Origin of the sequence: Marivivens aquimaris, from assembly GCF_015220045.1 — a bacterium.
Taxonomy (GTDB): Bacteria; Pseudomonadota; Alphaproteobacteria; order Rhodobacterales; family Rhodobacteraceae; genus Marivivens; species Marivivens aquimaris.
This window is the reverse complement of record NZ_JADBGB010000003.1, coordinates 19,488-34,439: the sequence shown is the minus strand read 5'-3', so window position 1 is coordinate 34,439 and position 14,952 is coordinate 19,488. Positions and strand designations below refer to the sequence as shown.

General features: G+C 60.6%; 14 protein-coding genes and 1 pseudogene. 6 read left to right on the top strand and 9 right to left on the bottom strand.

All coding sequences use genetic code 11. The annotated features are described in order from the left end of the window. Window positions 1-525 (top strand): TIGR02444 family protein, encoded by a 525-nt coding sequence (locus IF204_RS17355; RefSeq protein ID WP_194098437.1) that lies wholly within the window; start codon window positions 1-3, stop codon window positions 523-525. A 141-nt stretch (window positions 526-666) separates the two neighbouring features. Here the strand turns inward: IF204_RS17355 and IF204_RS17350 are convergent. From IF204_RS17350 to mobC, 5 genes and pseudogenes are all read right to left on the bottom strand, one after another. After that, window positions 667-2,484: pseudogene (locus IF204_RS17350) on the bottom strand (type IV secretory system conjugative DNA transfer family protein); the annotation flags it as partial. 63 nt (window positions 2,485-2,547) lie between these two features. Beyond that, a complete protein-coding gene (locus IF204_RS17345) occupies window positions 2,548-3,774 on the bottom strand; it encodes an IS256 family transposase (RefSeq protein WP_194098436.1) in 1,227 nt (408 codons plus the stop codon). Window positions 3,775-3,822: 48 nt separating this feature from the next. Continuing rightward, on the bottom strand, window positions 3,823-4,050 hold the full coding sequence (locus IF204_RS17340) for a hypothetical protein (RefSeq protein WP_194098435.1): 228 nt from the start codon (window positions 4,048-4,050) through the stop codon (window positions 3,823-3,825). Then, window positions 4,043-6,391, bottom strand: coding sequence for a relaxase/mobilization nuclease domain-containing protein (locus IF204_RS17335; protein ID WP_194098434.1), 2,349 nt, complete (start codon window positions 6,389-6,391; stop codon window positions 4,043-4,045). Before IF204_RS17335 ends, IF204_RS17340 begins: the two co-directional genes overlap by 8 nt. Then, window positions 6,378-6,965, bottom strand: coding sequence for a plasmid mobilization relaxosome protein MobC (mobC, locus tag IF204_RS17330; RefSeq protein WP_194098433.1), 588 nt, complete (start codon window positions 6,963-6,965; stop codon window positions 6,378-6,380). The genes IF204_RS17335 and mobC overlap by 14 nt, the downstream gene beginning before the upstream one ends. Window positions 6,966-7,517: 552 nt before the next feature. Between mobC and IF204_RS17325 the strand changes: the two genes are divergently transcribed. The 3 genes from IF204_RS17325 to IF204_RS17315 all read left to right on the top strand — a co-directional run bounded on the left by IF204_RS17325 (window position 7,518) and on the right by IF204_RS17315 (window position 9,219). Continuing rightward, window positions 7,518-8,237 carry a nucleotide-binding protein gene (locus IF204_RS17325; RefSeq protein WP_194098432.1) on the top strand — a complete coding sequence of 240 codons (720 nt, stop codon included), beginning with the start codon at window positions 7,518-7,520 and terminating at the stop codon, window positions 8,235-8,237. A 10-nt stretch (window positions 8,238-8,247) separates the two neighbouring features. Next, window positions 8,248-8,889 (top strand): hypothetical protein, encoded by a 642-nt coding sequence (locus IF204_RS17320; protein ID WP_194098431.1) that lies wholly within the window; start codon window positions 8,248-8,250, stop codon window positions 8,887-8,889. Window positions 8,890-9,048: 159 nt separating this feature from the next. Next, a complete protein-coding gene (locus IF204_RS17315) occupies window positions 9,049-9,219 on the top strand; it encodes a hypothetical protein (protein WP_194098514.1) in 171 nt (56 codons plus the stop codon). Window positions 9,220-9,513: 294 nt separating this feature from the next. On the opposite strand, the gene relB is transcribed toward IF204_RS17315, so the two are convergent. Beyond that, a complete protein-coding gene (relB, locus tag IF204_RS17305) occupies window positions 9,514-9,813 on the bottom strand; it encodes a type II toxin-antitoxin system RelB family antitoxin (RefSeq protein WP_194098430.1) in 300 nt (99 codons plus the stop codon). Between the two features lie 607 nt (window positions 9,814-10,420). Here relB and IF204_RS17300 point away from each other — a divergent pair. Both IF204_RS17300 and IF204_RS17295 read left to right on the top strand, forming a co-directional pair. Beyond that, window positions 10,421-11,476: a hypothetical protein gene (locus IF204_RS17300; protein WP_194098429.1), complete on the top strand. Its 1,056-nt coding sequence runs from the start codon at window positions 10,421-10,423 to the stop codon at window positions 11,474-11,476. Beyond that, window positions 11,470-12,228, top strand: a complete 759-nt coding sequence (locus IF204_RS17295) for a hypothetical protein (protein WP_194098428.1) — start codon at window positions 11,470-11,472, stop codon at window positions 12,226-12,228. The genes IF204_RS17300 and IF204_RS17295 overlap by 7 nt, the downstream gene beginning before the upstream one ends. Window positions 12,229-12,283: 55 nt before the next feature. Here IF204_RS17295 and IF204_RS20125 read toward each other — a convergent pair whose 3' ends face one another. From IF204_RS20125 to IF204_RS17280, 3 genes are all read right to left on the bottom strand, one after another. Beyond that, window positions 12,284-12,547 carry a hypothetical protein gene (locus IF204_RS20125; RefSeq protein ID WP_228069584.1) on the bottom strand — a complete coding sequence of 88 codons (264 nt, stop codon included), beginning with the start codon at window positions 12,545-12,547 and terminating at the stop codon, window positions 12,284-12,286. A 218-nt stretch (window positions 12,548-12,765) separates the two neighbouring features. Beyond that, window positions 12,766-13,965: a nucleotidyltransferase domain-containing protein gene (locus IF204_RS17285; RefSeq protein ID WP_194098426.1), complete on the bottom strand. Its 1,200-nt coding sequence runs from the start codon at window positions 13,963-13,965 to the stop codon at window positions 12,766-12,768. After that, window positions 13,962-14,948: a CBASS cGAMP-activated phospholipase gene (locus tag IF204_RS17280; RefSeq protein WP_194098425.1), complete on the bottom strand. Its 987-nt coding sequence runs from the start codon at window positions 14,946-14,948 to the stop codon at window positions 13,962-13,964. The genes IF204_RS17285 and IF204_RS17280 overlap by 4 nt, the downstream gene beginning before the upstream one ends. Between the last annotated feature and the right edge of the window lie 4 nt (window positions 14,949-14,952).

Below are 14,952 nucleotides of genomic sequence, written 5' to 3'. Positions count from 1 at the left end.
ATGGATGAGCTGGACGCCCTCGATCTGGAAAACCCCGCCTGGGCTTTTGCTTTGGATTTCTACAGGCGTCCCGGCGTGGCCGAGGCGTGCCTTACCCTGCAGGATCAACTGAATGCCGACATCGTGGAGCTTGTGGTCGTGCTTTACGCATGGTCGCAACTCGGCATGTCTCTTTCCGAGACGCAAGCGGGCGATCTGCGCCGCAAAATGCAAGGCTGGCGCGAAACGACGGTGCTGCCCCTGCGCCATATTCGCCGGGCCATGAAACCGCCACGCTCCGATATGCCGCATGAGACCAAGGAGTTCCTGCGCGACCAGGTAAAACGGGCCGAACTGCTGGCCGAGCAGATGCAGATTGCCTGGGCCAACGCCTGGATTGCACGTGAGAAAACGGCAACCCATACCTTTGACCCGTCTCCAGTTCCCGAATGGCATTTCGCGAGTCCGAAGGGTGATCCCTTCCCGGAAAGCTGCACCCAAGCCCTTACTTTCATTGCCCAAACTGCAATTGACATGAAGCAGTGAAGCAAGAACCAATTTCGGATTGTCGATGGAGGATCGGGCCAACTTCGCAACGACGTGGGGCGGATAGATGATGCCGATGTGCGATCCGTGTGCAAGTCTCTGGAAGCCAGCAAAACACCTCAGAAACGCGGCGACCATCAATCATACATGTGCCTCAATGATCGTTCGCGTCGTTTGAACTGCCGCCGCCAGCGCGGCCCTATCCGGCTCCTTGAGCCCCAGCCCCACCGGATCAAATGACAACTGCACTGGCCCAACTCCACTAGCTCCCGCGCGAGCTGCTCGACCCCGCGCACGATTTGGCCGCGAAGGCGTGGAACTCTGCGTATTCGATGCGGGCATCTCCGCCGTTGCCGGTGAGGTCGCTACCCCAGAACCATTTGCGCCTGCAGCCGCCCGCACTTCCTGCAGTTCTTGCTTCAGCCTCTCCACCGTTTCCCGAGTCTCGGACATCTGTCGATCCCGCCGAAGACCGTCCTCGTCCGGATACGGGAAACTCCCCGACTGGCCCGCGTGCAGCACCTTGAGCGCCGGGTCCTCGAAATACTTCACCCTTCTCGCGCGGATCGGCATCTGCGCGTCGATCACAAGGATGACCTCGTCAAGGTCCATGCGCCGGGCCTCATCCTCTGTCAGGAGTGGGGTATCTTCTGTTCGCTCCGAGACGCTGCGCCCTTCGAACGGATTGCGCCCGACAGCACGGGAGCGGGTCACCACACGCTTGGTGGTCTTGCCGACAGCCTGGCTCAATTCCTCGATGGTCTTCTGCTCAGACGGGGTGAGGTAGAGCTTTACCCCGGCGCCGCCCTGCAGCGACCTGCGGGTGTTTTCACCATAGATCTCGTCCAGCGCGGGGATCGTCTGGGTCACGATGGCGAGGTTGCCGCCGAAAGAACGCAGCGTCTTGATGCTCTCGGCGACGATCGGCATTTTCCCGAGCCTGTCGAACTCGTCGAGCATGATCATCACCGGCCAAGGCTCGTCATCACCAGGTTCCTGCGCCTGCAGCGAGGCGATCAGGTCCGAGAAAAAGAGACGGATCAACGGAGCCAGTGGGCGGATCATCTCGGATTCGACCACGAGGTAGATCGCGTGCGGCCGCCGCCGGATATCCCGGAACGAGAAGTCAGATGTCGCGGTGGCCGCATCGATCGCGCGGTTGTCCCAAGTGTCGAGGCCCGATGTCATCAGGAGGGAGAGGTAGGAAGTGAGGGTGTCGTTGTTGGTCGATGCCATACGTTCGAAGATCAGTTTGGCCGACTTGTTCTTCACCTCCTGTGAACGCTTCAGGTATTCCTTCTGCTTGTCGCCCCCCGAGGCTGTGATGCGATAGATCTCGCCGATGGTCGGCACGCCGCGCTCGAAGGCCAGAAGGCCGGCCGCCACGAAGAGGTCGATACCCCCGGCCAAAAGCCCGCTCAGCTTTTCATTGTCGGTCTGCAGGAAGAGCTTGGCGGTGAGCTTCAGCTCCATCTGCTGCCGGTCGGGGTTGGTCATGGCCGCGATGCGCGCCAGCGGGTTGTAGCGATGTGTCGGTCGGTCCCAGTCGGTCGGCGCGAAGCGGAAAACCTTGTCCCCCATGCTGGCGCGGAAGCGCGAGGTCTCGCGGAAGTTCTCGCCTTTCACGTCGAGCACCACGGCCGAGCCCTTGTAGGTCAGCAGGTTCGGGATCACAAATCCCACGCCCTTGCCGCGGCCTGTAGGCGCCACAATCAGTGCGTGGGGGAAGGTTTTTGAGACAAGGAACGGGCGCTTGGACTTCGGGGAGCCGAGCTTGCCCAGAAGGAAGCCGCCACCGGGTTTGGCAAAGAAACCGTTCCTCTTCATCTCACCGCGGGTCTGCCAATGCGTCGTCCCGAAGCGGGTCAATGCATCCCCCAGAAGCGTGACACTCAGCATCAGCGATGCCAGGCCGAAGCCGCCAAGGATGAGGTTCACCCAGAGGAAGTCCTTCGGGGTCGTGTCGCGAATGCTGTGGAAATTCCCTAGCGGCGCGCTCCGGGCATGTGATGGATCGATGTTTTAGGCTGCGAGGTCAAGGGGCATGGGTTCGAGAGGCTTAGAGAGGGTCTCCCAGCCGTCGACCTTGCGCATCTGGATCTGGCCTGAGGCCAGCAGAGCCCAGAGGAGCATCGGCACGGTCTTGGCGCAGGGCAACACGGTCTGTGTCTTGATACGGCGACGGAACTCCTCGTTGAGGCGCTCGATGGCGTTGGTGGTACGGGCGGATTTCCATTGCGAGGGATCAAGGCGGGCGAAGGTGAAGAGCCGGTCGCCAGCCTCCTCCAGGCTATCGGCGACGGCCCTGCACTTCAGGCGCCACTTGCGGAGAAATGCCCTGCGCCTTTTCTCGATCTCGACTGCGGTGTCGGCATAGATCATGTCCCGGTAGTCTTCGGTCAGCTCGTCGTGGATGTGCTTCGGGGCATGGGCCAGAAGGTTACGGTGCTTGTGAACCGTGCAGCGCTGGATCGGCAGATCATCGCCCCACAACCCCACGAGCGCAGCCTCCAGCCCCGGGGCGCCATCGACAATCACGAATTCGGGCCGTTTCAGGCCGCGGGCATCAAGATCGTCGAGGAACTGGCGCCACGCGGCGGTGCTCTCCCCGCCCATATTCTTGATGGAAAGCAGCACCTTCTGACCGTCGCGGCGCACACCGATGGCGGCCAGCACTGAGATGTTCGTCGCCTTCTTATCGATGCGGGTCTTGATCACGGTACCATCGAGAATGAGCCGGACGATGTCCTCATCGGCGAGGCTGCGGGCGCACCACGCATCCCAGTCCGTCTCCACCTTGCGCCAGGCCCGGCTGACCACGTCCTTGCTCACAGCGCCCTCGAACAGCCCGAACAACGCTCGCTTGACGCGCCGGGTGTTGGTGCCGGAGAGATAGACCGCGGCGATCAAGGCCTCGGCCTTCTTGGTCAAGCGCTGGTATCGGGGCAGCGCCTTCGACCGCCATTCCGTCAGCCTTCCCGTTTCGTCCTCAATCCGGGCGCGCGGCACCCGCACCGTCTCGGTCCCGAAAGTGCCGGTCAGCTGCCGTTCCCGGTGTCCGTGGCGATAGCCTTTCGTCGCGCCGGTGCCCCGGCTGTAGCGCAGGCGGCCGAGAAAGTCGGCCAGTTCCTCCTCGAACACAGCCTCGATGGTCGCGCGGATGTTCATCCGCAACCGCTCCTCGATCGGGTCGAACCCGGCCTCATGGGCCAGTAGCGCAAAGCTCGAAGTATCAGTAATCTGGTTCATGGCGTGATCTCCCTGGCGGTTGCTGCCGCCGGTTAGGTGGGTGTTGGTTCACCCGGAGATTACGCCGCCTTCAAATTTCCACCATCTCCGAGACACGACCTCCTTCGGTGCAGACTGAGACAGACCCCGATATTCGCGGGCAAGCAGGGTGACGTCGAAACGCGAGGGAGAAAGCCCATAGCGGAACATGACAAAGCCGGTCGCCACGACATAGCCCATGGCGAGACCGACGAGTACGAGGCTCAACACTCCGAAGGCAATCTTGCCTTTATCCATGGGTGATCCCCTTCTCACCATGTGCCGCGGCGTGGCGCGCGCGCTGCGCCTCTATCTGTTCTTCCGCCAATGCATCGAGAACGCGCTCCATCGTCGGGCCGTGCGCGGTCACCTCGCTGCTCTGGAGATAGGTCTTGGCAAGTTCCAGCTGGCGCAGCGGATCTTCGGTGAACTTGTCGAGGACGTCTGCGTTGCCGGCCCGCAGCGCGTCGATTGCATCTGGGCTGAGCCGTTCGTTCACTTGACGGACGATGTCGTGCCGCTCCGCCTCAGAGAGCGGGGCCACGCCTTCGGCGTTTCGCACAAAGGCCATGACGGTTGGGGCGGTCTCTTCCATATACCGGCGCTCGGCGAAGTCTTGTCGCGCCTGGTCCTCGATCTCGAAACTGCGCTCGCTGATATAGGCACGCGACGCGCCGAGCGAACGAAGGTGGTTGATTTCGCCCCTAACGGCCCGCCCGAATTCATCATCCGGCATCTCCGTGCGATAGCGGGCGAAGGTGCGGAACTCTTCGGTGATCGGACCGAGATGATCCGAGGGATCCCGCAAGGCGAGGTCCATGTCGCCAGCATGCAGCGTGCGGTCCTGCTCCGATACCGCATATTGCGGCGGCTTTCGACTGTCGGTCATCTGGTCCCAGGCCATCGAGGCCAGTTCAGCATGTTGCGGCGATTTCTGCGCGTAGACGTCGAACGCGGCGCGGGCTTCTTCCACCTCCACGGCGCCCGTCCGCCGCACAGAGGGGTCGTCGGAGAACGGATGATCGAAATCCGTCCGGCGGAACTGCGCCACCAGCGCTCTGAACGCCTGCCGCTCCGATGGGGCAAAAATGTCGGACCCGTCTTGCGCGAGATCCCTCCCAGGTGTCGTCAACTGCTCACCAAGCGCTGGCTCAGCGTTGTCCACCTCGTCGATCTCGGTTGGCGCGCGAAGGACGCGTACGTCGGTCAGCACATCGCCCAACCGAACATGAACGGCTTCCAGCCGGTCGAGCGCTTCTTCCCTCTCCGCAGGTTTCTCCAGATCGAGTCCCCCTTCTTTGGCAATCGCCTGTAGGTCCTGTGCCAGCCACTGGGTTTCCAATGCGGCATTGCCAGCCCCTTCCCGCAGACGCGCGGCCACTGCCCCGGCGCCGATGCCCGTGCCTTGCAACGCCTCGGCAAGCTTTGGTGCCACCTCTCCACCGTCAAGACGCGCGAGGTAATCTTCACTGGCGTTTGGCTTTGCATAAATGCCGTCCCGGGACGGGGCATCGATCAGGGCGGCGGAGCGATCCCCGAGCGGGTTCAAATGCGCGACCGAGGCCAGCACGTCGGTCAGCTTGCGCTCGATCACCGGCCTCTCGGCCGCCGGCGCCCTGTCGATCGCCGCCTCGATCTGGCGAATGTTCTGAGAAAACTCGGTGATCAGCGTGTCGAATGCTGTGTCGTCTTGGGACATGTAAATGGCTCCGTCAGATTGAATCTGACCGCCACTGACAAGGATGGTGCTGGCCCTCTCAAGTGCCTCGGCCACGTCTTCGAAATTCGAGCGTGACGCCTCCGCCGCGAGCCCGCGATAGATCATGGCATTCTGTCGGACAGTTTCCAGAGCGGCCGCCAGGTCAGCGCCGGTTCTCTGGCGCTCGACTGGGGGACGACCTTCGTCGCGGGCCTTGTAGATTTCATCGATCTCGGCGCGGTAGGTCGTGACGCCGCGATCCAGACGACGCGTCGCCTCAAGGCGGATCCCATGTCCCCTAGCCGCTTCGACCATCCCCTCGCGAAAGGCGTCGTAGTTGAAGTGATGATCCTTCCCGAGAAAGAACATTTCGCCATCCTTGCTGCGGCGGTTCAGAACGATATGCGCATGTGGATGTGCGCGATCTTGGTGTATTGCAGCAATATAGTCGAATTGCGACCCCTCACCTTGAAAGAACTTCTCGCAGACCGCCTGGGTGATATCGCGCACCTCTTCACCCCTGGTCCCAACCGGGAATGCCATCAGCAGATGCGACGTATGGCCAAGCTTGGGGCTGTAGCGCTCGTTCCACTGGTTCTCGAACCGCCGCGCCACTCGGTTGATCTCGGCTTCCGAAAGCTGCTTCTTCCCGTCATGGGTGCCGCGGCTGTCGAGGATATGGGTCGACTTCGTCGTGAGATATGTGAGCTGCGCCCGTAGCTGCGCCCCGGTGTGGCAGCCCCCTTTCGAGATAGCCTTGAAGATCGCTGGCGAATAGCCGCGTGCGGCCCGAACCATCTGCGCGCCCTTGGAAAGCCCCTGCCAGGATCCCGAAACCCGGCTCCAGCCGCGGTCAAAGAGCGCCGGGTCGATGCCACGGACCCGGTCACTGCGCGCCATTCTCATCCCTCTCGGCGAGGCCCGCCAGGGCAGAGCTGATCTCAAGGTCCAGCACGCTGCGACGCGCCCGCGACATCTCCTGGACCTGGTCGGCCAGATCGAAGACCAGACCCGCAAGGGCGCGGACGTCACGGTGACTTGAGGCCGGGTAAGACAGTCTCTCACCCCGCACCTTGGCCTCGTTCAGACGTCGCGCGATCTGGTTCACGTTGTTGCCGACCCGGTTGAGCGCGGCGCCGAGGCTGCGCAACTCGTCGCACAACTCGTCGTCGGGCAGGAAGACACCTTCGGCCGCCAGCATCAGACGGCGCATGGCATCCGAGCGATGCGCGATCCCGCGTCGCGACAGCGCCGCGTCGAACCGGCGCAAGTCCTCTTCCGAGACCCGGATCCCCACAACCCGCGACCGGCTGTCGTTCGCTGTCTGACGCTCACCCCAGTGGTTCACCACGTTGTAGATCGTCTTCAGGCTGACATCGTAGCGCGCGGCCAATGACACCGCGGAGACGCCGTTCCGGCGCTCCTGGGCGATGGTCGATCGCTCGATCTCTGACAGTCTGCGACGGCGGGGCATTTTGAAGTTAACGTTCCTATTTCTTGCCAACTTCGTACAAGCCCGCCGACTCCCAACGCAAGTGGAGTCGGCCATAAGGGCTTGTACTCAATGTAGAAAATTGTCCTGCAGGGGCGATTTCCCGTCCTTTGTCAAATGGATCGCGCTTCGCGCTCATTGCACCACGCGATGCGGTCTCCGCATCGCGCATCGCATCTTTTGCGCCCCGTCTCTTGCACCCCGCAAGACGGGTTTTGCCGCGTGCCAACCGTCTCGCGTCACCCGCAGAACGACATACGCGAGGCTGCCTCCCGTCGTCTGGAGCGCGCTATCCGTCACCTGCAGTCCGTCCGCAGCACATCGCCAAGCGCATCCCGACATTTGGAGGGTGTGTGGTGCCCCGCGACGAATGCTGAAGGTGCTACGGCAGACGTCGCACGGTCATCGCACAACGCCGCCCGCAGCATGCCAGACGCGGGTCGCATCCCGACTTTTGCTTGACCCCTCCGCCTCATGCGTTTAGCGACATTTTAGCATTATCGTTGCATATCACTATTTTTGTGGAGAGTCAGAATGCCGAACGAAAATCTTGTGGTGATCGCAGCGATGGCCCGGAAAGGGGGCAGTGGAAAAACGACGCTTTCGCGCGCCTTGATCAGCGCCGCGATCGCCGCCGGACGCAGAGTGATGTTGATCGACACGGACAGCACGAGAGTACTCGGGGCCTGGCATACTCGGGCGCAAGCCGGTGGGCTGAGTTCGCCGCTTCTCTACTCGACCACCGTCGAAAGCGTGGCGGATGTCGAGGATCAGATCGATCAGGTCTACATGGCAGGCACAGCAGACTTCATCTTCATCGATACCGCAGGGGTCGGTGCCGAATGGTCAGACGGCATCGCGGTGCTTGCGGACCACATCGTGACGCCCGTCATGCTGTCGACGTCTGATTTCGATGTCGGCGCACAGACGGCTGATTGGTATGAGAAGCTGAAATCCCGTGTTGACGACCCCACCAGCCTCCCGCGTCATCACGTCGTTCTGAACATGGTCGACCCGAAAACGACCCGCGCTGACGCCGCCCTGATTGAAGAAGCGCTCACACGGTTTCCAGTGATCGAGATCGTCATGATGCGACGAAACACTTACAAGGAGATGGATCAGAAGGGGCTTCTCCACGCCTTGGCGCTGGAAAAGCAATCTGATCCAAACCCTCTGATGCGTCCACATGTACGTCATGTCGTCGAGGCGCTCGAGGAGGCGACGGACATCCTCAACAACATTCTTGCGGCGTGAGGACAGTCGATTGCGCAAGAAGATCCCGACCATCACCAGGCCCGACCCTGCCTACGCCGCCACCCTGCAACAGGGTGACCGCGAGGTTTCCGGGAAGGAAGATGAGGCACAGGTCACAGCAACAAAGACAGGGACCCCAGCCGCTGACGTTGACGCTGATCGGCACGAGTCAGAGCTTGTGCCGAAAGGTGCCGTGGCGCCACACCAAGTCACCGCGGAAAGCTCTGACCCGCATACCAGCCTGAGAGCTCCCGTATCGGCGCGCGCTTTGAGCCCGACCCGGAAGATCGACATCAGGGTCAACGCACTCGAACGACAGGAAGCAGCGCTCCAGACTTGTGGTGTTGAGCCAGCACATGTCGTGCGTGCCGCCCTGCGCCGTGCAGTCAAAGGCTGGCAACTGTCGCCGGTCTTCGCCCCAGTCGCGGAGGAGCGACGCACTCGCAACACACAGTGGCAGGCCCGGACATCTCTGGCAGTCGATGCCGCCAGCCTGAGTGTCCTCCTCCGGGACCACGACCCCCTCGACGTCTTGAGTAAATGGGCCCTGATCCGCGGCCAGGTGGAACCACGCATATGGGGCGAGATCGACAAAATCTTGGAAGAAATTGCTGCGCGTGCTGCATCGCCGCAAGAGAATACAGTGCAGTAAACCACCTATCCAAAAGGACACCTTGCAATCGGCTAGTGGAATTCCGCTGACGCATTCCGATTCATATTGCACATGCAGAAACGCGCCATTAACAGGCCGAAATCATTTAATTGGCCTCCATGTTCGAGCGTAACGAGGTCCTGGATTCAGGAGCGCAAATTGACCAGAATTCCCCGCCTCACCGGTGAACCGATCATGCACATCCTCTGCAAGAAAACCGGCAAGCTGGTGGGCTATCTCTACCAGTGGAATAATGGCGATCTGCAGCCAGCGTGGTTCGATGGTGAAGTTCAGGACGTCCTATACAAACCGATCGCGACAGCGGCATAGGCCGGCCTGCGTCATGGAAGACTGGTCAATAGCGACGAACCCCATTCCGAAGTACATGGAGTCCGCTCCAAAAGGCCCTCAGGGCCACTGCTGGCATACACTACGATGTAGTTGGGCCGAACGATCAGTTCGCGCGTTCCAGGCACTCGACCCGGGCGACAACGCTTCGGGTACGCGGTCAGTTGAGTGACCTAGGCGTGGATCTCATCCATTAGCGACAGAGCAACTGAGGGGTTGTCATCCGAGATGTAGTCGACAATCGCCATCAAGTCTTCGACGGCGGTCGCTTTCCACTCAAGTCCTGGCACGGGATTTCCCGTCGATCACTGCTCGCGCGCCTGACATGACCTCATCATGCGAGGCGTTTGGCCGTTCATCGGAAATAGCTTCCTGAACCTTGGCTCGAAACCAGGCGTCATAAGCATCGGGATTGGCAGCAAGCCCGGCGGGCAGCCCGCCCTCGGCCGCAACCCTCGTAAGCAGGATGCGAACGGCGTCAGAGAGCGTCAGCCCGACGCCAGCAAGAGCGTCCGCAGCCTGAGTCTTGAGCTGATCGTCGACTCGGACGTGAAGCATAGATGTGTGGGCAGGCATGATCGGTCCTCCTGTGCATGGCTCAATGTATCGCAAATGAGATACAGTTCAAGATGGGCATTGGAGCTCAAGACGAAAGCACGGTCTGCGTATCGATGGCAGATTGATGCAAATCCGAAGGTCGCGAAAATCGTGGCGGACGTCAGATGCAATCCGGTGTATCAGGGGGCCTGAGCAGAAAGATCATGCTATCGCTCACAAAATACGGCCTTTATGAGCGATAGACGTGCAATCTATCCCTCAGATGCTGGGCCTTTCCACTTGGTGGCGGGTGCTGCAATCGTTGATATCAGAACCAATAATGCCGATCATGATCCAGCTGCTTACCCAACGAGAGTGAGCAATGGGAGCGATCGTGTTTCGCCATGGCGGCAAAGCCGAATTTCTGCTCATCGCACTGGTGGAGTTCGAAGGGCCGGGCTGGATTGCGGCTGGCAGCGCGTGAAGACCCAAATTCAAGTGACCCTGGCGTCACCGATTTTGCCGATAATCCGTTTTATGTAAATTTTCTTGCGGGCCAGACTTCTCGAGAAGTTCGGAATTCCTCCATTTCGATCACAGTTCGCGGCGAATAAGATAACGCCTTACTTGAATACTAACGCTACAAATGTTAGCTTCCAAATTCATGTTAGAAGTAGATCAGAAATCCTCCCGGAGCCTCATCAAGGATGCGCAGTCTCACCTGCGTACAACGCTTCATGTGCCAGCCAGCCTGAAGGCTTGGGGGAGCAAGAGAGGGTTGCCGCTCTTTCTTGCCAATGGGTTCGAATACCGACAAACGGAGCTCTTCGGGCATGCGATCTTGCTCGTCGTCCCGAAGTCAGAGGACGCCAAGAATCCTTCAGGTCTTTCCAAACAGCTTGGAGCTATCCAACGCCACTTTGAGGGAATCCTCGTATTGGTCCTGGACCACCTATCCGCCTATCAACGCAGCCGGCTCATCGAGGAGTCCGCGGCCTTTATTGTCCCGGGCAATCAACTGTTCATCCCGCAGCTTGCCATGGACCTCCGGGAGCATTTTCGGCGAAGACGTGATTTTGCGGAGGACCAGCTTTCGCCGGCATCACAAGCGCTCTTCTTGCGATACCTGAACCTCAGGGACGTGGAGAACGCGCGACCGAGCGATCTCGCGGAAATCTTGCGATACTCGGCTATGTCGATCGGGCGCGCCTTCGAAGAGCTGGAGGCCAGCGAGCTAGCGCATGTGGAAACGCGAGGGCGCAGCAAGCATATCCAGTTCTCCGAAGCTCCTCGAGAATTGTTTGAAGCCGCGGCTTCAAGACTGCGCTCGCCGGTCAAAGCCGAACATTGGTTTCGGGCACCCTCCCTGCCGAAGGGCTTCCACGGCAGCCCATTGCCTGAGTACCTGCCAACCGGTGGCGAAAGTGCACTCTCGGAGCGATCGACAATGTCCAGGCCCCGCATCATACGTTTTGCTGCCGGGCCAAAGGATTGGAAACGGATTCAAAGTGGCGAGTTTGGGAAAGAGGTCGAACAGGACGAGGAGCCGAACTTCGCGATCGACGTTTGGTGGTACGACCCCGATATCGTTTCAGGTGCGCGTGAGGTCGATGTGCTGTCGCTCTACCTGCAGTTCCGCAATAACCCAGACGAGCGGCTGGAAGCCGCCGCGGAACAATTGTTGGAGGAGTTCGCATGGTAGTCGGTCTGGACAAGTTTCGAGAGCATTTCGCGGACCATGCCGACCATTATGCGGTTATCGGCGGCACTGCATGTTCGATGATTTTCGAGGAGGTCGGCATCGATTTCCGCCAGACCAACGACATCGACATGGTTCTCTGCGTAGAGGTGGTGGATCCGCCCTTCGCACAGTCCCTGAAGGCCTTTCTGGATGGCGGTGGTTACCAGGCGCGCGAACGCAGCAATGGCCGCCGGGAGTTCTACAGGTTCCACAAGCCGACCGACCCATCGTATCCAGCGATGCTCGAGCTCTTTGCGCGAAAGCCCGAAGCGCTGGAAATCCCGGAGGACGCAGGGCTGACGGTGGTGGAGTTTTCGGACGAAACCCTGAGCCTTTCCGCGATCCTGTTGGACACGGACTACTACGAGGCACTCCTCGAGAGCCGTCGCGCTATCGACGGTGTTCTGGTTCTCGATGAACGCCTGCTCATCCCATTCAAGGCCAGAGCATTCGTCGACCTGTCTCAGCGAAAGGATGATGGCGACGCGAATGCCAAGGGAAGCGATATCAGGAAGCACCGGAACGATGTGTTCCGGTTGCTTCAACTTCTCCCGACCGATCAGCCCATCGAGGTTACCGAGCCACTGAAAGCTGACCTCAGGGCCTATGTGGAGAGGGTGAACGGGCTGACAGACTTCGACCCGAATACATTCGGTGTCCCCTTTGATCGAGAAACTGGCCTCGGCCTGATCTCCCGCCTCTACCAACTCTAGCGACCCCTATCCAGGGCATCTCCGAACCGACCCTAGAACAATGATCATATGAAACTCAACGCATACGGCGCAAGCTGCGGCGCAACGCGCGGTTGCCCTCGTCTGGGTCATCCTCTCCAGGGTGTTTTCCCCCGCCTTTCCAGTCATCCGACACGAGCCATTCCTCGAAATAGATCAGCCAGAGGTGGGTCCAGGGGATGATGGTGAGGTCCAGACGCTTGCTGGCGTCCCATTGCCCGGTCCCGGGCAGATAGAGACAGAGCCGATCCGGGTTGTGGTAGATATGCGGCAGGTCGCGTCCACCGGCGACCAACCTCAAGTCAGGTTCTACGACCCGAACATCCGGCGTCCCGTCCCTCTCCAGGACAAGCGTGACTTGATATGACCGGGAAAGCGGCGTCGGTTGCGCCCGAAATCGCCACTCCAAACGGCCGGGCCGGAGCACACCTTCGCCGGAGATCGTCTTCGACCTCTGAAGGAACAGGTACTGCTGAGGCAGTGACAGTCGGTTTCTCGTGGTCGATCCCGCCATCGCGCCTAGTCCCCGAAAAACTCGTTCTTGGGAACGGGCGTCGAAGCGGCCGACTTTTGGGTGGTCAGGCCAACACCCGCACCAAGCACGAGTGCCCCCGTCTTTCGCCCCTCGTTCAGCGCACCCATCCGCCGGTTCATGGTCTGGGCAACAAGTTTGTCACCCAGGCTGTCCTTCATGGAGCCTACAATCGCGTCGAGGCCAACGAGGTCACGTAGGGATTCGAAATCCGCTAGCGCCTTGCTGTGCCACTTGTAGAAGGCTGCGACCCGCGCGGGTTCTTCATTCCAACGCTCGGCAAAGTTTTCACCTCCGGTGGTCTCGTCCCAGACCGCGTAGATCTGACGGCCATTGACCAGCGGTCGCTCGATGAAGACCGGCATCAGGCGGATCGTATCGATCAACACCTGGAGGTCGTCGGCGAAAACGTGGCGCCTGACGCACATCTCATAGGATCGCATGGCCAGGGTCGTGATGATGATCGAGATCGGCGCGATTTCTTCCTGAACATGCAGGAATTCCAGATCCCGGTGACGCTTCAGGAGCTGCACGGTCCGCCGCAGAATACCCTTGACGGACTGACGTACCGGGAAAGGCTCTGTCGTCGTCGCATCGCGCTGTGCCGCGATGATCGACTGCGTCATCCTCGGAACCAGGGCCGCCCGTTCGTCGAAGAGGGCCCGATAGGCCCGAGGATTCGTAGCATGCCAGTCTCGCAGCTTGCGATCGGGCACCAGCTCACCGCCGTTCATGCAGTTCGGATTGGCAATGGTCGGGGAGATGTCGAGGTGAAAGTCGCCGGCGTAGTTCAGGCGCCAGCAGCGCTTCTTTTCTTCCAGGATCGATGCGTAGTAGGCATGTTCGCGCAAGCGCTTGCCGATTGCAGCCTTCAGGCGTGCTGGTGCGATCTCCGGGCCAAGGCCGAGGATGAAGCTGATCAGGTCGACATCGAATTCGTCGCGTCCGATCGGTTTGATCGAGGTGCCGAGTGCGCCGGAGCCGTGCAGGTAGACGCGGAGAGAAGCAAGCATCGGGTCGTTCGATCCGGCCAACCAGTCCGCGACCGCCTCGTAGCTGGTTCGGGCCTTCTCGAACTGGGTCTGGGTCCATTCCAGCTCCTGGCAGATTTCTTCGAGGATCGTGAAGACCTGCGCCCGCCGCTGAATGGCGGTATCGGTGAGGGGGTGCGAGAAGATCTGGTTCATGCCGCGTTCCGTTCGAGTTGATGCACGGGCACGAACGGCTCGGCAGGTTGCTGGAAGAAGATGGGGGTCAGGGTGGGGCTCGCGTGCCGGGCGCTGGAGGCGCCAAGCCCCTTGAGCCTCTGGATCTTGCTGGTGTCGTCGAGGGAAAAGAATCCGTCCGGCACGCTCGGCGAATACCGGTGAACAGCCGTCCGGTCGTGCGGATCGCCTGTCAGATGACGGGCAATGCCGAGCGCTCCGCGGGATTGCCCGTCCATGAGAAGGCTGAGGGCCTTCAACCCTAGGCCGGCTTTTCCGGGGGATTCTGGCAGCATGTAGACCTCGTCGACACAGCCGAGGCTCAGGATGTGCAATTCCTGCGGAGACCAGCCGAGCATCGAGATCGCTTCAACGGTCGCGACGCCCACCGGATTGTTGCACCAGGTGCCGCCATCGAGAAGCCCGACATCATCCACCGTCTTATGGCGCGCGAAATAGGTTGGAGCGGCCGACGTCGCCATCGCGGCGTCGAGGACCGGCTTCCTGTAATCCTTGGTGAGCCGCGGATGATGCGACGTCTTGTAGATGTAGACGCTGCGCTGATCGGCATCCCAGGCCGGGATCAGCAACCGGGTCTCCGCTTCGCCGATGAGCTTGTCACCGAGGACGGCACGGAGCTCGTCCCGAAGCGTCGATGCCTCGTGCTTCGGCTTGACCAGATGGCGCAAGGCCGCACGCGCATCCCGGGCCTTTCGTCCGAGCCAGCTCCTGTCTCCGGCTTGCCCAAAGATCGTCGGCCCGCGATTTTCGTAGAGTTCGAGGAGAGTTTTGGCCGGGATGCCGAGGGCAAGGCCGATCGCGAGAATGCCCCCGGTTGACGTTCCCGCAATCAAATCGAAGTAGCGGCCAACCGGTTCATCAAGGTCTTCCTCCAAGCCCGCCAGAAAGGCCGCGGGTTGGGTGCCTTTGATGCCACCGCCATCGATGCACAGGATACGTCTCATGGTT